The sequence below is a fragment of the Enterobacter sp. 2VL genome (assembly GCF_005503595.1).
Taxonomy (GTDB): domain Bacteria; phylum Pseudomonadota; class Gammaproteobacteria; order Enterobacterales; family Enterobacteriaceae; genus Enterobacter; species Enterobacter cancerogenus.
Genome location: NZ_SCNE01000005.1, coordinates 57454 through 78604, shown reverse-complemented (window position 1 = coordinate 78604; position 21151 = coordinate 57454). Strand labels below are relative to the sequence as shown.

The following is a 21151-nucleotide window of genomic DNA, read 5'->3' as shown; positions in this document are numbered from 1 at the left end:
CGATATGAATCAATCAGCCTATAACGTAGCGAAAACCACCGGCGAACTGACCAAACAGGTCGCCAACGTTCTGACCGATCGCGGCCTGCGGTTAACCACGGCGGAGTCCTGCACGGGGGGCAATTTAGCCACCGCGCTTTGTGCGGAAGAGGGCACCGCGGCGTTCTATGACATTGGGGTGATCACCTTTAGCGATGAGGCCAAACAGAAGATGCTGGGCGTGCAGGCTTCAACGCTTGAGAAGTACACCGCCGTCAGCGAGCATGCCGTCCGGGAGATGTCGGCAGGCGCGCTGGAACGTGCCGGGGCCGATATCAGCATCGCCATCAGCGGCTATGCCGGGCCGGACGGCGGAGACGATGGCACCCCCGCGGGCACCGTCTGGTTTGCGTGGAATTTCCACGGCCAGATCAAGACCGACCGCCAGCTCTTTTCAGGGGATTGTCAGGACGTGGTGGAGAAGTCGGTAAGGTACGCTCTGGCGGAACTGGTCGCCAGCCTCTATGCATGGAAAAAGAGCAAGGCATAAGCGCAGGGGTTATCAAAGCGTCAGACATATGATACTAAGAAGGAGATCATAAGAAAAAATAAGGTACCAACAGCATGTCATCCCAAAAACTCGCTACCAGCGTGCAAAGCCTGCAATCTTCCGCCATCCGCGAACTTCTGAAACATAGCAAAATGGCGGGCGTGATTTCGCTGGGCGGCGGCATTCCAAACCCTGCGCTTTTCGATCATGAAGGGCTAAAAATTGCGGCTGATGCCGTGTTATCCCAACAGTTTGGCGAGGCATTTCAGTACGGCCTGACGGAAGGGGTTCCGGCGTTACGCGAGGGGATCCAGCAGATCTGTGCCGACAGGGGTATTCACTGTTCGGCGGATGACGTGGTTGTCACCTCCGGTTCGCAACAGTCTTTAGATGTGCTCGCCCGCGCCTTAATTAACCCCGGCGATATCGTCGTGGTCGAGCGCCCAACCTATTTAGCCGCACTGCAGGTGTTTGGTCTGGCGCAGGCGCAGTTTGAATCCGTGGGTACCGATGGCGATGGCATGATTGTCGATGAGCTGGAAACGCTGGTACAAAACAAAACCATCAAAGCGGTCTATATCGTCCCAACATTTGGCAACCCGGGTGGCGTCACGCTGTCTGAGGTGCGGCGTAAGCAGTTGGTGGCCTTATCCCAGCGCTACGATTTTGTCATCATTGAAGACGACCCCTACAGCGAAATTAATTATACCGACGAGGTGTTCCGCCCGCTGATTGCCCATGCCAAAGCCATCGGTAATGAGGATAACGTCGTGTATACCTCCACCTTCTCGAAAATTCTCGCCCCGGGCACCCGAGTGGGCTGGGTGATCGTCCCTGAATGGCTGAAACGAGCGGTGGTTAACCTTAAGCAGACCACGGATCTCCACACCAGCACGCTCTCACAGCTGATGACCTCCGAGTACCTCAAAACCGGACGTCTGAAAGGGCAGATTGCCACCATCCGCGAAGCCTACCGTCAGAAGTATCAGCTTTTTGCCCGCGAGCTTGAAGCGGAACTGGGGGACGTGATGTCCTTCCATAAACCGAAAGGCGGGATGTTCCTGTGGGCCAGCATGAACAATGGCATCAACACCACGCGCTGGCTGGAGAAAACCTTAAGCAACGGCGTGGTGTTCGTGCCGGGCGAGTTTTTCTACTGCGCTAACCCGGACCACACCACCTTGCGTATGTCATTTGTGACGCCAACGGATGAACAGCTTATTGAGGCCGTTAAACGGTTGAAAGCCTCTTTATAAGCGGGTTCCTGACGTAGCCCTCTCTTAACGGGAGAGGGCTACGCGTCGCACTGCTTACCGCTCCCGCAGCGCCTCTTTCGCGCGGTTAAACGGTTTGATCATGTAATCCAGCACCGTTTTCTCACCGGTTTTGATATCCACCGTCGCAATCATCCCCGGCACAATCGAAAAATGCCGTCCCGCTTTGTTGACCAGATAATCCTGGCTGGTGCGGATGAACACCCGGTAGTAGAACACTTCTGGTTTCGCTTCGTCCTGAATGGTGTCCGGTGAAATGGTTTCCACCACCCCGTGCAGCCCACCGTAAATGGCGTAATCGTAGGCGGTGATTTTCACCAGCGCCTCCTGGTTTGGGTGGATGAAGGCGATATCACGCGGGGAGAGGCGGGTCTCGATCAGCAGGTGGTCGTCCACCGGCACAATCTCCATCAGCTCGCCGTTCGGCGGGATCACGCCGCCGATGGTGGTGACTTTGATATTTTTCACGATGCCACGCACCGGGGATTTGACCGTCAGACGCGTGACGGAATCTTCCCGCCCCTTCAGGACCGCCGAAACCATGTCCACTTCGGCATTGGCTTTGGATAACGCTTCACGCGCCTGCACGTAATACTGCGAGCGCACGTCGGTAAGCTTGAGCTCCAGGTCGCTTTTCTGCCGCTGCAGACGCAACACTTCGACGTGGCTGGCGGCCCCGGTTTTCACCAGACGCTGGGTGATAGCCAGCTCCTTGTTGGCGAGATCGAGCGCTGCACGCAGCTCGCGCTGGGTGTCCTCCAGCTGGGCGCGACGCGAATTGTAGAGACGCGTTTCGGCGGCGATCAGATCCTTCCATTTCGCCAGCGACGGCGGGAACGTCAGCGGCAGATCGTTCACTTCTGCATACAGACGCACGCTGGAAGCCAGCGACGCGCGATAGCGGGCGGCACTTTCTCCGACGTTGGACTCCGATCGCGTGGGATCGAGACGCGCCAGGATCTGACCGGCCTGCACCTGATCGCCCTCGTGGACGTTCAGTTCAGTGAGGATCCCACCGTCGAGCGACTGTAAAACCTGCTCGCGCGAGCTGGGGATCACTTTCCCGGTCCCGGTGGAAACTTCATCAAGCACGCCGAACCACGCCCAGATGCCGAGCGCGATAAACAGCAGCAGGGAGAAGATAACGATCCGCCGTGCGCCGGTGTAGCCGCTTTCGGAGTCGAGGGCATTGTCCAGGTCTTCCATCGCGGCGACGTCACGCTGACTGATTTTCATTTTTCCACTCCCGTCCGGTTGCCTGCTGCTGTTGCTGCATACGGCTGTTGCTCAGGGCCTGCGCTTTCGGCGCGTCCATCACCAGCATGCCCTCTTTCAGCACCACCACGCGCTCCACCAGCTCCAGCACCGGAACGCGGTGGGTGGCGACCACCAGGGTGCGGTTGCCGAGCCAGGCGCTCAGACGCTGGATAAACTCCCGCTCGGTGTGCTCGTCCAGCGAGGCCGTGGGTTCATCCATCAGCACGATATTCGGGTCCCGCAGGAGCATACGCGCCAGCAAAATGGACTGGCGCTGACCGCCGGATAACCCGACGCCGTTTTCCATAATTGGGTAGTCCAGCCCCTTCGGCAGCTTCTGGACAAAGGCTGCTGCGCCGCACATCTCCAGCACCTCGAAAATTTCTTCGTCGGTGGCGCGCGGCATGCCGAGAGTGATGTTCTCGCGCAGGGTGCCGTAAAACAGCCGCGCGTTCTGGGTCATAAAGCCGACGTTGCGCCGCACGTCCGCCACGTCGAGATGGGGCAGACTGAAGTTGTCGAGACGCAGCTCGCCGCCCGCCAGATCCATGCCGCCCGCCATCGCCTGTAGCAGCGTCGATTTCCCCGCGCCGTTGCGCCCGAGGATCGCCACCTTCTCGCCGGGTTTGATCTCCAGGCGGTTAATGCGCAGCGCCATGCGCGGATCTTCCGGGTGATAGCGGAACTGCGCCTGCTCAAACAGATAATGGCCGCGCAGCACGTCCTGGCGGATCGGCGTCTCTTCCCGCTGGTTTTCCGTGGGCAGTTGCATGATGCTGTCCAGCCCTTCCTTCGCCGCTTTGACCTGCTGCCAGCGCGCCAGCACGCCGCACAGGGTAGCCATCGGCGCAATCATGCGCGAGGCCAGCATCGAGGCGGCGACCACCGAACCGGTGGTTAAGGTGCCGTCGATCACCATCGGCGCGCCGACCACGATCACCCCGGCATACACCAGGCTTTGAATGGTCATCCCCCAGTTGATCAGGTTCTGCGTCAGCTCGCGGGTGCGCAGGCCGGATTCGGCGGTGATCTGGATATAGCTGTTCCACTGCTGCAAAAAGCGGTTCTCCGCCTGCATCAGCTTGATGTCCTCCAGCCCCTGCACGCTCTCCACCAGCACTGCGTTGCGCAGGGTCGATTCATGCGCCGACTGCTTCGCCAGCGCCGCCAGTTTCTTTTGCAGCAGCAGGCCGGGCAGCACCATGATGACCGCCGCAACCGGGGCGATCCACGCCAGCTGCGGGGCGATGATCGCCAGCACCACCACGAACAGTAAGAAGAAGGGGAGATCGACAATGGTCGAAATGGTGGAGGAGGTGACCATCTCGCGGATCTGCTCCAGCTCGCGCAGCTGGGAGATAAAGCTGCCGGTAGAGCGCGGGATGGCGCTGTTGCGCAGGCGCAGGGCGTGGCCGAAGACGCGATCCGAGACGCGCAGATCCGAGCGTTTGCCCAGCAGATCCATGATGTGCCCGCGCGCCACGCGCAGCACAAAGCCAAACAGCGTGGCGATCAGCACGCCGATGGTCAGCACGTAAAGCGTGGGGTAGGACTGGGCGGGGATCACCCGGTCGTACACCTGCATTGAAAAGACAATGCCCGACAGCGACAGCACGTTGATAAACAGCGCCGCCAGCATCACCCAACTGTAGGGGCGCAGGTCGCGCATCACCAGCCGGTAGAGCCAGTCCGGACGGTATTTCGAGATATAGGCGTCCACGCGGCTGTCCTTCAGCGCGGCCAGCGGGCGCAGGGCAATAACGTGGCGGATGGCGGGCAGCATCGCGCTCAGCGACAGACGGTTGGTGTGCGTGGCGTCATCGAAGAAACTGACTTCCAGGGTGTCCTCGCCGTCGAAGTGATCGATGACGCCAATTCTCCCCTCGGTTAGCTCCACCACCACCGGTAACCTCCAGCTGTTGATGGCATGCCGATCCGCCGTCAGCAGCTGAAACGACAGCCCGGCTTCGCGGGCGAGCTGGGTAAGGGCCGGGACCCTCTGCTTGCCCTTAAGCCACGGGGCACCTGCCATCAGCGCGCCGGGCGAACAGGCCACGCGATAGCGCGTGGCAACGTAGCCAAAGGCCTGCGCCCACTGCGCCAGCGCCTCATCCGTCATGGGCTCACCCTGCGGGATATCGCGTTGCTTCATGGCTGGATCTCCACGGTCTGGATGGTGCGATTTTCAAGGTCGAACGCGTGGCGCAGGCGTCCGGTATTGTAGAGGCAGTTCAGCTGGAGCTGATGCAGCTGCCCGGCGGTTTGCTGCTGGGTGAAGCGGGCCTGATAAACTTCCTGCTCGGCGTTGAGGACGTCCAGCAACGGGCGCGACCCGAGGTCGAGATACTGCTGCTGATAGAGTTCGCGGGTGCGGGCGCTCAGCGCCTCCTGACGGCCCTGAATTTGCAGCGTGCTCATCAGGCTTAACACCTGACTGCGCGCCTCCAGCAGCTTCTGCCGCACGTCGAGACGGGTGCGCTGGATTGTGGACTGCGCGGACTCCACCGCGTGTCCGGCGGCGTTGCGTCTGGCGGTCAGGCCGCCGCCCTGATAGAGCGGCATCTGCACTTTCACCCACGCGGAATACTGGGTGCGGTCCAGCGTTTGGTTGCCCGCGTAGCGATCGTTAAGGTAGTGACGCACCTCCGGCTCCAGCGAGACGGTAGGGGTCATCTGGGCGTTGGCGTAGTCGAGATTAGCCTGCGCCACGTTCGCCTGTGCCCAGGCTGCCAGTACGGCGGGCACCAGGCGATCGTCCGGCTCGGCGATATCGCAGCTGCGGGACAGGCTTTGCGGGAAGTCGTTGCTGACGGTGTTGAGGCTGTTCCAGCCGAGGAAGCTCATCAGCGTGGCGCGAGCGCTGTCGAGGCTGGCCTGATACTGCATCAGCTGCGCGCGTGCCCCTTCGATACGGGCATCGGTCTGCACCACGTCAGAAAGCGACGTTGCCCCTTCGTCGTTTCGCAGTTTGGTCAGTTTGCCGATGGAGGAGAGCGCATCAAGCTGCTCTTTGGCGGTGTCGACCATCTGCTGCATGGTTTGCACCTGCACCATGGCGATGGCGGTATCGTGCGCGATGGTATCAATGCTGACCAGCACGTTGGCCTGCTGCTGGGCCACTCCGGCGGTTTCGGCACGGACCTGGCTGGCGACTTTGCCGAAATCGTAGAGCATCTGGGAAAGGGAGAGCACCAGCGACGGGGTAAAGCCATTGTCACCGCCGTCGTGGGTGTAGCCGTTCTCCATGCCGGCATTAACCTGCGGATAGTATTTCGATTTGGCGACGTCGACCTCTTCGCTCTGCTGGTAAAGTTTTCCGACGGCTTCGCTGATGGCGGGGTGCCAGGTGACGGCGCGGTTAACGGCTTCGCCGAGCTGGAGCGTGCCGGGTGCGGCGTTCCCGACCACCGGCGCGACGCGGCCGCTTAATGAAGGTAGCTCCTGTGATTCGCTCAATTCTCCTGTATTAATCATCGCGGCGGAACTGGCAGCGATAGCGGGCACAGATATCAGGCAGCACGAGAGCCACCAGTAAGGCATCTTTATTCCCATGTCTTATCCCTAATAAAAAAGTACTGCTTTATTGTTTATGCCCGGGCGCTGTGCGCCCGGGTCATTTGGTGCAGGTGCTATCAGGTAATGATGTGTTGCTGGTTTACCAGCTCGTCGTAGGTGGTCTGAACGTTGTCCAGCGTAACGAGCGTGGTATTAGTGTAGGTGCCCCCTGCACCATCACGGTCGATGGAGATCACAGTATTGCCATTACTATTAGTGACATGCAGGTAGTTACCCAGGGTAGAGGCACTGCCGTTCCAGCCCACAAGCAGATCGCCGATGTCGATCTTGTCTCCCTGCGCCAGTGAGAAGTTGGTCCAGTGATCGCCCGCCGTGCTGTTGACGTTACCCGCCGTGGCGTTGCCCACCGTGTTGTTCAGCACCTGATAAATCAGCGTATCGCCGTAGGCCGTACCGGTGATGACGTCGTTATGCTCAGAGCTGATGAACTGCGGTGCCATGTTGATGGTCAGCGTGGCGCTGTCCGTCTTACCGGCCGCATCGGTCAGGGTGTAGTTAAAGACCTCCTTCGAGGTGATGGTGGAGAGCGACACCCCGGCGTTGAGGGTGTAGGTGTAATGGCCGTCCGCCGCAATCGCCAGCGTGCCGTAGTGACCGACGACGTTGACGGTGGCGCTGCCAGTGTACGGATCCAGCGTGGTGGTTACGCCGTTGTAGCCCGTCACGCTCAGGCGGGTATCCACCGAGTGCAGCTGATCCATTGCCCCGGCGGAATCCGTACCGTCAAAGATATTACCGTTGACGGTGTGGCCGCTGGTGGCGTCGAACTGGCTCAGGGAGTAGGTGGTCCCGGTGACGCTCGGGGTGATGGTGACGCCGCCCAGCCCAAGTGCAGGCATGCTCCCCGTATAGCTCAGGGTGTAGGTGCCCGCGTTAAGATCCAGACCGGTCACAGCGATATCCGCATTGCCCCCCAGCAGCAGCCCGCCGCCGAACGATCCGGTCCGCAGGGTGGTGCCCCCCTGGGAGATCGTCCAGTTCACGGTCAGCCCGCCCAGCGTCAGCAGCGAGGCGACGTTGAAGTGCAGCACCACGTTATGCAGCGCGGTATTGGCATCGACCACGAAGGTCCCGCTGCCGCTGCCCGACGTTGGGGCCAGCAGGGCGGCGTTCCAACTCGCCGTGCCCACCGTGGTGTCCGAATAGGCCGAGGTATGGTGCACCGAGGTGACATCCAGAACCTGGCTGACATCGTTCACCGCGTCCATCGCTCGGGCGGTTGGCGTGATGTTCAGCGACGCCGTATCTTTCGCGCCGCCAGGTGCGGTAATGGTGTAAACAAAGGTATCCGAGGTGTCGATATGGTCTGCACCGACGCCCGTTTTCAGGGTGTAGGTGTACTGCCCGGATGCGTTGATGGTCAGCGTGCCGTACTCCCCGACAATGCTGGTTACGCCGCTGTTGTTCACCGCGACGCCGTTCACGTCAGACACGACGGTGCCGGATGGGGCAATGTCGTCTGCGAGCACGTTGCCGGTGGTGCTGGTGCCCACGCTTGAGACGCTGTAGACGTGGTCTTCCAGCACGTTAAGCGTATAGCCCGTCAGCGCCGTGATCCCCGCGGCGGTATTCAGCAGGAACAGATACTCTCCGGACGGCAGGTTCAGCGTCAGCTGGGACGAGGTTCCGCCCAGCAGCGGCGCACGCAGCCAGCCCGGCTGAACGCGCATCTGCTCAAACGTCTGGGTCGCATCGTTGAACTTGTAGATATACAGGTCAAACACCGAGGCCAGCGCCACGCCGCCAACAGAGGCCTGGATGGTCATGGTACGGGTGGTGCCTTCCTCAACGCTGTAGATGATCGGATTGCTCAGGTCATCCAGCAGGTTCAGGCCGAGCGTATTGCCAAGGTTAACCCCCACCACGGTAAAGCCGCCCTGCGACGAGGTACCGTTATTGATCTCATGCACAGTGGTGTCGTAGGTCAGCGACGCCGTGTTATCGACGGCCACAATGCTGTTCGCGGTGGTGCCTGCACCCAGGGACAGCACCAGATTCGCCGAGGCGCTGGCACCGTTATGGGTGATGGTGTAGGTGAAGTTCTCTGTCCGGCCAATCACCGAGGCGCTGGTATTGGTCAGGTTGTAGGTGTAGGTCCCGTCAAGGTTGATGGTTAACGTACCGTAGAGGCCCTGAATGACGGTGCCGTTCGCCGTGACGTTGACCGTGTCGCCCTGAGAGTTAGTGACCGCGCTGACCGTGGTTCCCGCCGGGGCGTTATCGCTGCCGGCTGTAGGATCCGTATCGAGAATCACGTTCCCGCCGAGGCTGGTTTCCCCGGTCACGGTGCCTGCGCTGGTCTCTTTCACCGCCACATCAATACTGGTGTAGGAGCCGGTCGCCAGCAGGTTGGTGTTGTAGCTCAGCACGCGATACTGACCGTTGGCAAGCCCGGCCAGGTTCAGGGAGACGCCGGTTGCGCCTAGCGTCAGCAGGTCTGCGAACTGCGGCTGTCCGGTATCCACCACCGTGGTCCAGGTGTTATTCACGCTATCGAAACGCTGCACCACCAGCTCAAGGGTGTTGAGCAGTGACAGCACCGCGCCGGTGGCGTTTGCATTGACGGAGATATCCGCGCTGCCGCCGCTTCCCACCGTAAAGCCAACCTGCGCAGTGTCATTGCCGAGCAGCGTCAGCGCGTTGCCCAGCGCGCCCACCAGCAGGAAGCCGTAGTCGTTGTACTGCGCGTTCGTCACCGTGGCCGTGGTGCTCAACTCCAGCTCTTCGACGTTAGTGCTGGCCGACAGCGGTACGACCGGCGCAAGCGCTGAACCGATCGGGGAGACGTTGCCCGCGGCATCGGTGGCGGTGATTTGCAGCGTCTGGCCTTCCGTCTGCTTATTCAGGAAGGTATAGGTAAAGTTCCCGTTGCTGTCGGCGGTAGTCGTGACCGTCGAATTATCCGCCAGACGAATGGTCACGGTGCTGCCCGCTTCGGCGTTGCCGGTCAACACGCTGCCGTCCGTATTAAAGGTGCCGGTAGGCTGAGTCGGCGCGGTAACGTCGACAATCACCGTTGTGGCGCCAGATATCGGACCGGTGCCCGTCGCGTTGGATGCCGAGGCGGTAAAGGCGTGGGAGCCTTCGCTCAGCGCCGGGGTGGTGAACGTCCAGTTCCCGGCACCGTCGGCAACCACGGTCCCCATCGCCACGCCGTTGTTATACAGGGTAACGGTAGCGTTAGGCTGCGCCGTCCCGCTCAGGGTCGGGGTGGTGTCATCGGTGGTTTTGCCGTTGGTCAGATTGCCGGTCACGGTACCGACGTTATCGTTAATATTCGCGATCACCGGCGCGTTCGGCAGGGTGGTGAACGGCGCCGTAACCGAGGCGTTGGCACCGGCGTTACCCGCTTTATCGGTGGCAAACGCCAGCAGCGTTTCGCCCCCGGTCTGTGCCGGAGCAATGGTCACGTTAAAGTTGCCGCTGCCATCCGCCGTCGCCGTACCCAGTACCGTCCCGGTGCTGGTGGTGATAGTGACGGTGCTGCCCGCTTCGGCGGTGCCCGTTACGTGTGTACCGTTGGTAATAACGGCCAGCGTAGCAGGCAGTGCTGGCGGCGTCACATCAACGGTGATCGAGGTGACAGGTGATGCCGCGCTGGTATTGCCTGCGGCATCGGTCGCCGTGGCGGTAAAGTTGTGCTGGCCTTCGGTCAGCGTGGTGCTGGTCTGCGGCAGCGTCCAGTTGCCGTTGGCATCGGCGGTGACGGTGCCAACCAGCGTGGTGCCATCGTAGATCCGCACCGTTGCGTTGGCTTCAGCGGTGCCGTTGAGCGTCGGACGGGTGTCGTTGGTCGGGTTACCGCCGGTAATGGCCCCGGTTACGGTGCCAACATCGTCCACGATGGAACTGATGACCGGCGCGGCTGGCGCGGAGGCATCCACGACGATAACAAAGCCGGTGGTTGGCGCACTGACATTACCCGCTGCGTCGGTTGCGGTGACGGTCAGGGTGTGAGAGCCGTCCCCCAGCGCGGTGGTCGGGGTAAAGCTCCAGTTTCCGCCGGTGGCGACCACGCTGCCCAGCAGGGTGGTTCCATCGTAGATGTTCACCGTTGCGCCGGCCTCTGCGGTGCCGTTGAGGGTCGGCAGGGCATCGTTGGTCACCTGGCCGTTGGTCAGGTTAACCGTCGCGCCCACGTCGTCCACCACCGAGGTGACAACAGGCACGGCTGGCGGGGTAGTGTCGATGTTAATGACAAAGTCCCCCGACGGCGTGCTGACGTTGCCCGCCGCATCGGTCGCCGTTGCGGTAATGGTATGCGGGCCGGTGGTCAGCGCCGTCGTGAGCTGAATCGTCCAGGAGCCGTCCGCCCCGGCGGTGGTCTGGCCGATCTGTATGCCGTTCTCAAACAGACGCACCACGGCGTTGGCTTCGCTGGTTCCGTTGAGCACCGGCAGCGTGTCGTCGGTGACTTGTCCGCTGCCAAAGGTGCCGGTCAGGGTGCCGACATCGTCAACGCCCTGGCTGATAATCGGCGCGACAGGCGCAACGGTATCCACTACCACCGTGAACCCGGTCGACGGCTGGCTGAGGTTGCCCGCGGCATCGGTTGCCGTCAGCGTCAGCGTGTGGCTGCCGTTGGCCAGCGTGGGTGAAAAGGTCCAGTTACCGGTCTCATCCGCGCGGGTCTGGGCGATCTCCACGCCGTTATCGTAGATGCGAATAACCGCGTTGGCTTCCGCAGTCCCGGCGAGCGTCGGCTGAGGATCGTTGGTTGCCTGGCCGTTGGTCAGGGTACCGGTCGACGGCAGTTGGTCGTCGGTGACGGTGTTGAGCACCGGCGCGTTAGGGACCAGGGTATCGACCGTCAGGTTAAACAGGGTGGTGCCGGTGCTGGTATTGCCCGCCGGGTCGGTCGCCGTCAGGCCCAGAACGTGCGGCCCTTCGCCAAGCGGCGTGGTGGGGGTAAAGGTCCACGTGCCGGAGGCGTTCACCACGGCGGTACCAATCTCGACGTTGTTATCAAAGATATGGATGGTGGAACCAATTTCCCCGGTGCCGTTAAGGGTCGGTTGGGTGTCGTTGGTGGTGGAGCCGGTGACTAACGCACCGGTGCCCGGGCCAATATCATCCAGCACGCTGGTAAGGGTTGGCGCAACCGGCGGCGCGGTATCCACCGTCAGAACAAAGGCCGGTGTATTTGCCGAAACGTTGCCTGCGGCATCGCTGGCGTTGATGCGAATGCTGTGCGCCCCCTCCGGCAGGGCGGTGTCTGGCGTCCATGTCCAGGTGCCGTCGCTGCCCACCTGCACGGTGGCGATTTCCGTGCCGTTATCGAGAATATGGATCGTCTCCCCGTTATTTCCCGTGCCGGTCAGGGTTGGGGTGCTGTCGTTCGTGACCTGGCCTGACGTCAGCGCGCCGTTCACGCCGCCGGGAACGTTATCCGTGACGGCGGTCAGCACAGGCGTATCGGGCACCACGGTGTCGACGATCACGGTGTACTGATTCGATGATGAGCTGACGTTGCCCAGTGGGTCGGTGGCCGTGACGTTAAAGGTGTGGGTTCCGTCCGTCAGCGGTGACGTTGGCGTAAAGCTCCATGCGCCGCTGGCGTTGGCCAGTACGGTGCCAATCTGCGTGCCGCCTTCGAAAATGGCAATGGTGCTGTTCGCTTCGGCGGTTCCCGAGAGCAACGGCGTGGCATCGTTCGTCGTGCCGCCGCTCGGCACGTTGACGACCGTCCCGACGTTATCCTCCGCGCCCGTAATGACCGGCGTCGTCGACACGGTATCGACAATAACCACAAACGGAGCAGATTCTGGACCCTGATTACCCGCCGGATCCGTGGCGCGCACGGTGAGAGAGTGGGTGTCGTTGCTGAGCGCAGACGGTGGCGTAAAGCTCCACGCGCCGGTTGCGCCCACCACGACGGTGCCAAGCAGGTTGCCGTTATCGTAAACCGATAGGGTGTCGCCAGGCGTCGCGGTACCGCTGAGGGTTGGACGATCGTCGTTGGTGGCCTGGCCGGTGGTGAGTGGCCCGGTTCCCGGCCCCACATCATCCGTTACGGCACCGATGGTCGGTGCCGCAGGCGCGGTGGTATCGATGGTGACCGTCGCAGCCGGAGAGAGGCCGCTGGTTTGCCCGTCCACCGTCGCGGTGACCTCGAAGCGGTGTAATCCTTCCGTCAGTTCCGTGGTCGGGGTGTAGCTCCAGGCGCCGGTCGTGGCGTCTGCGACCACGGAGCCCAGTAACACACCATCGAGATAAAGGGTGACGGTACTCCCGGCGACGGCGGTGCCGTTCAGGGTTGGCGTGGTGTCATCCGAGCTTCTGCCTTTCACATCGCCCGTGACCGGGCCTTCATTGTCAATCAGGGTGGCGATCACCGGGATAGCCGGCAGGTCCGGCACGTCGACGACGGTGAACGGCGTTTCAGCGCTTACGTTACCGGCGAGGTCGGTGGCCGTGACCTCCAGCGTGGTTGGGTTGGTTTGCGCAGGCGTCAGGGCGATAGAGAAGGTCCCGTCTTGCCCCACAAACCCGGTGCCGATAACGGTGGTGCCATCGCGGACAGTGATGGTTGAACCGGCTTCACCCGTACCGGTAAGCGGCGTGCCTTGCTCCGTCAGCGCCAGGTCGGCAGGCGCGCTCGGTGGCAGGTTGTCCACGTTGAGGGTAACGGTGGTCGATCCCGACAGGTTGCCTGCCGCATCGGTGGAGGTGACCACGAGAGTGTGAGAGGTGTTATCCGCCAGCGCAGGGTCGGGTGACCATGTCCAGGTGCCGTCCGGCTGAACCACGGCGGTGATGGTCGATGGCGTATTGTCGATGCTGACCGTGATGGTCGCACCCGGTTCACCGGTCCCGCTCAGCGTCGGTGCCGTGTCCTGAGTGTAGTGAACGCCGTCGACCAGATTACTGGCGGAAACGCTATCCACCAGCGGCGTCGTTGGCGCAACGGTATCGATCGTCACGCTGTAGACCGGGCTGGTGCCGCTGACGTTACCCGCAGCATCAATCGATGAAGCGGTGAGGTTCAGCGTGCCGTTTGGCAATGCGGTGTCTGGCGTGTATGTCCAGACGCCAGCGTCAACGAACACGCGCGCGATTTCGACGCCGTTATTATAAATAATCACCTGATCGCCGGTGGTGCCCGTCCCGGAGAGGGTTGGGGTGGCATCATCGGTTGCTCCCCCGGTAGCAACGCCTGCGACATCGGTAATGACCGGCGTGACGGGTGGCGTGGTATCCACGGTAAAGGTGATATCCGAAGACGGAACAGAGACGTTACCGGCTTCATCGGTGGCGGTGGTAGTGATCGCATGCTGCGCATTGCCCAGCGGCGTGTCAGGACGCCACGTCCAGTTGCCGTCCGCCCCGACGGTGACCACCCCAATCTGCTGGGTTGCACCGCCGTTCACGCTGTCGAAGATGGTGATGACATCGTTTGGCGTGCCGGTTCCGCTCAGGACCGGACGCGGATCGTTGATGCTGTCCCCTGCGGTGACAGGCCCCGTCACCTCGTTGACGTTATCAACGACGGTTGGCGGAGTTGGTGCATCCGGCGCTTCGGTGTCAATGGTTATCGAAACCGGCTGTGACGGCGCACTTTCGTTACCGGCCCCGTCCTTCGCGGTGACGGTCAGCGTCAGGTTATATGTGCCATCGTCTAACCCACCCTGTGGGGTCCAGGTCCAGACGCCGCCCGGCGGGATCACCACGGTGCCGAGAGCTTCGTTCCCGTTATAGATGGTGATGGTATCGCCTTCGGTGCCGGTACCAGACAGCACCGGGTTGGTATCACGGGTAATATCGCCTGAACCGAGCGTAACCTCTGAACCGTCCGGATTCACCGTGACGGCAGGGGCGTCCGGCGTATCCGGGGCCAGCGTATCCACCCGGATAACGATTGGATCCGAGGTGGTCGTTGTCCCCGCGCTGTTGGTGGCGACGACGGTCAGCGAATGCGTGCCGTCGGGCAGGGGAGAGGTTGGCGTGAAGGTCCACTGGCCAGTGCCGTTCACTGTTGCAGTACCGATAGGGTTCGCCCCGTCGAACACGGTAATGGTGGTGCCCGGATCGGTGGTCCCCTGCAGCAGAGGCGAAGAATCGTCAGTGACTGCGCCGTCAGTCAGGCCGCCAGTCACTGGCCCAACGTCGTCGGTAATCGACTCGATCACCGGTACCGACGGTGCGTCGGTGAAAATGTTCAGGTTAAAGCCTGGGGAGGCCGGGCTTTGGTTCCCGGCAGCATCGGTGGCAACCGTTGTCAGGACATAATTGCCATCAGGAATGTCGGCAGGCGGCGTAAAGACCCATGCGCCGTTCTGCCCCACCACTGCGGTCCCGAGCGGATTACCATCGAGGAGAATGGTGATGGTCGCACCCGGCTCGCCGGAGCCGTTGAGCGTTGGGCGGTTATCGTTAGTCTGTTGACCGCTGGTCAGCGCCCCGGTCACGCCTTCGACGTCGTCCACCACGCTGCTGACCACCGGTGCGGCAGGCAGTTGGGTGTCTACCGTGATGCTCCAGCTGTTGGACAAGCCGCTGCTGTTCCCGGCCGTATCGGCTGCTGAAACGGTAAAGATGTGCCCGCCCTCGGCCAGCGCCGGTGGCGTGAAGCTCCAGTTTCCGGTTCCGTCGACCTGGACCGTATCGACAAGCCTGCCGTTATCGAAGATCGAGAGCGTCGAGCCAGCCTCGCCGGTTCCACGAAGCAGCGGGGTGTTGTCATTGGTTGTCACGCCATTGCCGAGCAGGCCCGTATTTGCTTCAACGTTATCCTCCACGGAGACAATCACCGGCACCGCTGGCGGAGTAACATCCGGTGCGTTGACCGGGGTGGAATCGCCGATATTACCGGTAGGATCCTTGGCGCTAACGTCGAGGGTTTCGCCATTTTTCTGCGGCGGATTAAGGGTGACCGTGAAGTTACCCGCATCATCAACCGGGCCAGTGCCGATGGTGGTGGTGCCCTGTTTCACCGTCACCGTGGTGCCTGGCTCTGCTGTACCGGTCAGGGTGGTGCCATCCGGGCTAACGGTCAGACCCGACGGGGCATCAGGTGCCGTGGTATCCGGGGCAGTGGTTTGCGCCGGTGTGCTGATATTGCCGGTACCGTCTGTGGCCGTTACGTCGAGCACTTCGCCATTATTTTGCGCCGGGCTTAATGGAATGGTGAATGTACCATCCTGGCCGACAGGGCCTTCGCCGACCGTCGTGCCGTCCGGATCTTTAATGGTCACGGTACTGCCTGGTTCAGCGTTACCTGAAATACTTCCTCCGTCAGGCGCAACGACCACACCGGTTGGGCTGTTCGGGGCCGTGCTGTCCGGGGCTTCAACCGGGGTGGCGAGACTTCCGTTACCTGCTTTGTCTGTCGCGGTGACGTTCAGGGTTTCGCCATTTTTTTGTGCCGGGGAGATGGACACCGTGAAGCTGCCATCGTTTCCGGCGACGCCCGTGCCTATCGTCACGCCGTTAGCATCTTTTACGGTGATGGTGCTGCCCGCTTCGGCGCTGCCGGTGACCTGAGTCCCGTTCGCCACAACGTCAACATCGTCAGGCGCAACGGGAGGAACGGTATCGATAATCACGGTAAAGGAGATGGAATCACCGCTGGTGCCCGCCGGCGTGGTGGCCGTTGCGGTTATCACGTGCGTGTTATCGAGCAGGATTGGTGAAGGGAAGCTCCACTCACCGCTGCCATTCGCCTGCGCGGTGCCAAGCAGAACGCCATTGTCATAGAGGGTGATAGTGGCATTCGGTGCTGACGTCCCGCTAATCAGCGGGGTGTTGTCATTGGTCGCCTGACCGAAACCGACGGAGACGGGGTCGTCCCCGTTATCGTTATCCACGCGGATGATTACTGGCGTGTCCGGGAAGCCGGAATTACTGGCGGTGAAGGTCGTGGCGTTGCCGAGGTTACCGGCGGCATCTTCGGCGACGGCGGTCAGCGTTTTGCCATCGGTTTGCGCTGGCGTCACGCGAACGGAATAGCGTCCGTCCGTGCCGGCGATCCCCTGTCCAATTAACGTGGTGCCGTCATAGATAAAGACCGTGCTGCCCGCTTCCGCAACGCCGGTCACGAAGATCCCGGTATCGGCCATCGGCTCGACCTGAGGCGGTTCGGGCGGGGTGGTATCAACCACAAAGTTGATCGGCTGTGACGGCTGGCTCTGGTTGCCCGCCGGGTCGGTTTCCCGCACGGTGATGGCGTGCGGCCCTTCAGCCAGAGCGCCCGTTGGCGTGTAGCTCCAGGTTCCGTTCGCGCTGACGGGAACGGTGGCAATAGGCTGGCCGTTATCGTAGATGGTAATGGTGTCGCCCGCGGTACCTGTACCGCTCAGCCGTGGGCGCGTTTCATCCGTTAGCCCGCCGTTCTCGACCGCCCCCACGATGCTGCCGCTGGTGTCATTGACAATGACGGCCACCGGCGTGGCGGGTGGCGTGACGTCGACGGTGAAGGTAAAACTCCCGCCCGCAACCGTGGTGTTACCCGCCGCGTCGGTGGAACGCACGGTTATCTGATGCGACCCTTCAGCGAGATCGGCCGACGGCGTGAAGGCCCATGTTCCGTTGGAAGAAACGGTCGTTTGACCCAGGTAGACACCTTTGTCGTAGACGGAAATGATGGTCCCGGCTTCGCCTGTCCCGTTAAACGTCGGACGGGCGTCATCGGTCACCTGCCCGCTGGTGAGCGGGCCTTTGAGGGTGCCCACATCGTCCGTCACGCTGCTTAAAACGGGCACCGTTGGGGCGACGCTGTCTACGATCACCGTGTACGCGCCGGATGCCGCACCGGTGTTTCCGGCGGCATCGGTGGCTTTGACGGTGAACTGATGGCTGCCTTCACCCAGGGTAATGTCCGGGGTAAATGTCCATTTGCCGCTGCCATCCGCCTTCACGGTACCAATAGCGATCCCTTTATCGTAAATGGTGACGGTGGAATTAGCTTCGGCGGTACCGGTCAGGGTTGGACGCTGATCGTTGGTGCTGCCGCCGTTACCCACAGCACCGGTATTGGGGGAGACATCATCGGTCACGCTGGTAATGACGGGGGCCTGAGGTGCCAGGGTGTCTACGATGAACGAGACGTTTGTTGAGGCAGGGCTGGTATTTCCGGCTGCATCTGTCGCCGTGGCCGTAAGAGTATGGCTGCCTTCTGCCAGCGCGGTTGCGGGCGTAAAGCTCCATTTTCCTTCGGCGTCCACTTTCGTGATGCCAATGGCTTTGCCGTTATCGTAAACGGTGATGGTCGCTCCCGCCTCACCAATGCCGCTTAGCGTAGGGGTTGCATCGTTGGTCGGCTTGCCGTTGCCGACGGGGCCAGCGTCAGAGCCAACGTTGTCATTGACCAGCACAATCTCAGGGGCGTCAGGCGCGGTGGTGTCCGGGGCGGTGGCGTGCGCCTCCTGGCTGACATTTCCGGAGGGATCGGTTGCCGTCGCGACAATTTGCTGCCCATTCGTGAGCGGCGTGCCAAGCTCAATGGTGAAGGTGCCATCGCTGTTGGTTTTACCCGTGCCGATCAGGTTACCTTCGCTGTCTTTTAACGTGATGGTACTGCCGGGTTCGGCTCTGCCCGTCACCGTTTTGCCATCGCCTGAAATCTGTAGGCCGGTCGGGGCATCAGGCGGCGTGGTATCCGGATTGTTTGGGTTTCCGGGGTTGCCCGGGTTACCGGGATTCGAATTATTATCGTCATCTCCGCCGCCACCACCACCGCTACTTGCCGCGATAGCCACCCCGCCAGCAGCGGCTAACCCGCCCAGCACCCAGGGCCAGACGGCTGCGCCACCGGTTTCGCTCCCCGAGGCGGCAAGCAATACGTCTGTCGACGCAATGGATTCATACGTGGCAGCCCCGGTTGGATCTTCAATCCACCACAGCGCGCCGTTGCTCTCGGAAAGCACTAGCTGGCTCACGCCTTGCGCATCCGCGACGTAAAAATTCTTGAGGGTAATCACTTCGCCGGAGTGAAGGGAAATGACCAAATCGTTGCCGTTGCGCGCGTAGTTGGCAATATCGGCTCGCTCGACATGAAGCTCCACAATCGAGGAATGACTCAGCGTAACCTGAGAGCCCTCCATTGTTGTTTCCACGCCGGTAAGTTTTGAGATAACAGAGATTTGGCTCATATTGTTATTACTCCAGAAGAGTTGTCATGGACGGCAAATAAGACATGGCCATCTCTTTGTGGAGGGACAAGCGCGCCCCCGGCAGAGCTGCTGATGTTTAATCAGCGCTCACCGTACTTTTTTCGGCGCGATCGATGCCCGCCAGCGTGAAAAGTGGCAACATCAGAATGAAACTATTTATTTAGAACAGATTACGTTACGTGATTAATTTCCTGTAATAGGCAAAACCCTGTTATTAATAAAGGAAATAAATATTTAGGTGTAAAAATGATATAGCTACAAACGGATTAATATGCAAATTAAGCTTCCGTAAAGCTATTGAGTAACAATGAAGGGGGAATTAAATGATTTATGACTAATAAAAAACACGCTATTTATTTGTGGGTTTTTTGTCTATAAAAAACAATAACTTACATATTTTGCTGGTGCTGTTTTTTGGCGAAAATATTTCGAGGATTATTCAGCTCAAAACTAAGTTGTATGAGTGCTTAATTAATATTTAAGTTAGGGTAAACTTATCTGCTACAGGATATATTATGTTTGTTCGCATTTTTTAAATATATCCCTGTGCATATCATATCTTCTGCTATGAACGAAAAAACAAAACGCAGAGGAAAAAGAAATAGAGCATAGAAGCGGAAAGATTATTCGCAGAAATAAAAAAGGCCGCTGGCGCGGCCTTTTAGGTTCACAGAGAATTATTCAGTGACTTTCTTTTCCAGGTCGCTGGCACCTTGTTTGGTTTTATTCCAGCCTTTTTCGGTCCCTTCTTTGGTGGCATCCCACCCTTTCTCGGTACCTTCTTTGGTTTTGTGCCAGGCTTTCTGCGAATCTTCGCTTACCTTGCTGCCGACGCTATCACGCTTACCTTCAGCGGCATGCTGTTGCTTCAGCTTCAGCTCTTCACCCTTGTTCTGCTCTTCATGCAGCTTTTGCTTCGCGTCGTTAGCGTTAGCATGGGCGGCCGCTACGGTATCATCTGTTGCATGTGTCGTTGCTGCTAAAACAGGGGAAGCCAGCAGAATGGCAGAAAGTGCAATAATTGTTCTTTTCATAATTTCCTCATCTAACGTTTCGGTTGTGAGCGTGATTAAGGGTGACACAGACGAAACGGTGTGGCTCTAGGAAAAAACTGTAATGAGATCAAGACAGCGATCGCGCAAGTGGATTCTGAGGGTAAGGGAAGTTACTGGGAATGGCTATCCTGAGCAGAATTGGATAAATACCATCAATCAGAATTTTTCATTTTTATAGAGAATAATTCATCTGAGAAATAATGTTAAAAGAGAAGAGTAAGCATATGCAGATTTTTTTGTGCTGCTTTTGCAGGCTGCAATCAATAAACCTTTATAATCGAACCCAGCTCCGCATCGCAGCCCGATAAATGGCTGAAGGTACGGGTATCTCATCTCTATGGAAATATAAATAAAGAATATTAATCTGATGAATCAATGATTGATGGATGAAATGTGTTTTTTTAAAAGTATCTATTAACCAGGCTAGCCTGTATTTTAAAACTTAGTATTGTCCATTATCGGACTGTTTTAGTGCCGCGACATACCTCAGAATCAGGCAATTACTGCATTATTTAATAGCCTCTCTTAGGTATTGAGTTTGCTGGTGTTGATATTGCTGTATTGATTTAAATCAATAAAAAAGCTGATGTTCCGCATGCGCCTGATTTTTGTCGCATGCATGGCTGTTAATTAGGTGTTTATGTAAAAAAGTAGTCAATACCCCTTTGGTTTGGTGCTGCAGAAGTATTACTATTTGATTACATTTAGTGGAAAATTCTTAAGAAGTATCCTATTGAAGATCTTCGATCTGCGAAGTTGATCTTGGGTAGTTATTTGTTCTAGTATTGCTGTGTAAAGAAACGTCGTTCATTTAACAATCATTCCTTAAGGAAAGGGACTGCTATGGCTGATACGTTCCAGAATGAAGTGCCTAAGGCACGCATTAATTTAAAGTTAGCTTTACACACCGGGGGCGCGCAAAAGAAAGTCGAACTGCCCCTTAAGCTCCTTACCGTTGGTGATTTCAGTAATGGCAAAGAGTCCCGTCCATTATCTGAACGCGAAAAAATCAACGTCAACAAGAATAACTTCAACAGTGTGCTTTCAGAATTTTCTCCAGAGGTTAATCTGACTGTCCACAATACGCTGGCAGGAGACGGTTCAGAAGAGAGCGTAAAATTACGTTTCTCCGATATGAAAGACTTCGAACCAGAGCAGGTTGCCCGTCAAATTCCTCAGCTACGCGCGATGCTGGCAATGCGTAATTTATTACGCGACCTTAAATCCAATCTCCTTGATAACGCCACTTTCAGAAAAGAACTAGAGAAAATTCTTAAAGACCCGGCGCTGTCCCAGGAATTACGCGATGAAATGAGCGCGCTTGCCCCGAAATAAGCTGCGTGCACGTTT

General features: G+C 59.1%; 8 protein-coding genes. 3 read left to right on the top strand and 5 right to left on the bottom strand.

Features of this window, described 5'->3' with window-relative positions:
- Positions 1 to 4: 4 nt before the first annotated feature.
- Together FFS28_RS13525 and FFS28_RS13520 are read left to right on the top strand one after the other, a co-directional pair.
- Positions 5 to 529, top strand: coding sequence for a 2-oxo-tetronate isomerase (locus FFS28_RS13525; RefSeq protein ID WP_137849808.1), 525 nt, complete (start codon positions 5 to 7; stop codon positions 527 to 529).
- Between the two features lie 74 nt (positions 530 to 603).
- Positions 604 to 1785: an aminotransferase-like domain-containing protein gene (locus FFS28_RS13520; RefSeq protein ID WP_137849807.1), complete on the top strand. Its 1182-nt coding sequence runs from the start codon at positions 604 to 606 to the stop codon at positions 1783 to 1785.
- Between the two features lie 54 nt (positions 1786 to 1839).
- Here the strand turns inward: FFS28_RS13520 and FFS28_RS13515 are convergent, their stop codons facing one another.
- The 5 genes from FFS28_RS13515 to FFS28_RS13495 all read right to left on the bottom strand — a co-directional run bounded on the left by FFS28_RS13515 (position 1840) and on the right by FFS28_RS13495 (position 19780).
- A complete protein-coding gene (locus FFS28_RS13515; protein ID WP_088208688.1) occupies positions 1840 to 3009 on the bottom strand; it encodes a beta-barrel domain-containing protein in 1170 nt (389 codons plus the stop codon).
- A gap of 10 nt (positions 3010 to 3019) precedes the next feature.
- On the bottom strand, positions 3020 to 5212 hold the full coding sequence (locus tag FFS28_RS13510; protein WP_058608479.1) for a type I secretion system permease/ATPase: 2193 nt from the start codon (positions 5210 to 5212) through the stop codon (positions 3020 to 3022).
- Positions 5209 to 6612 (bottom strand): TolC family outer membrane protein, encoded by a 1404-nt coding sequence (locus FFS28_RS13505; RefSeq protein ID WP_058608478.1) that lies wholly within the window; start codon positions 6610 to 6612, stop codon positions 5209 to 5211. Before FFS28_RS13505 ends, FFS28_RS13510 begins: the two co-directional genes overlap by 4 nt.
- Before the next feature lie 80 nt (positions 6613 to 6692).
- Complete coding sequence (locus FFS28_RS13500) at positions 6693 to 18725, bottom strand: BapA/Bap/LapF family large adhesin (RefSeq protein ID WP_137849806.1); 12033 nt, start codon at positions 18723 to 18725, stop codon at positions 6693 to 6695.
- 698 nt (positions 18726 to 19423) lie between these two features.
- On the bottom strand, positions 19424 to 19780 hold the full coding sequence (locus FFS28_RS13495; RefSeq protein ID WP_137849805.1) for a KPN_00521 family repetitive protein: 357 nt from the start codon (positions 19778 to 19780) through the stop codon (positions 19424 to 19426).
- 864 nt (positions 19781 to 20644) lie between these two features.
- Between FFS28_RS13495 and tssB the strand changes: the two genes are divergently transcribed.
- On the top strand, positions 20645 to 21136 hold the full coding sequence (tssB, locus tag FFS28_RS13490) for a type VI secretion system contractile sheath small subunit (protein ID WP_137849804.1): 492 nt from the start codon (positions 20645 to 20647) through the stop codon (positions 21134 to 21136).
- Positions 21137 to 21151: the final 15 nt, after the last annotated feature.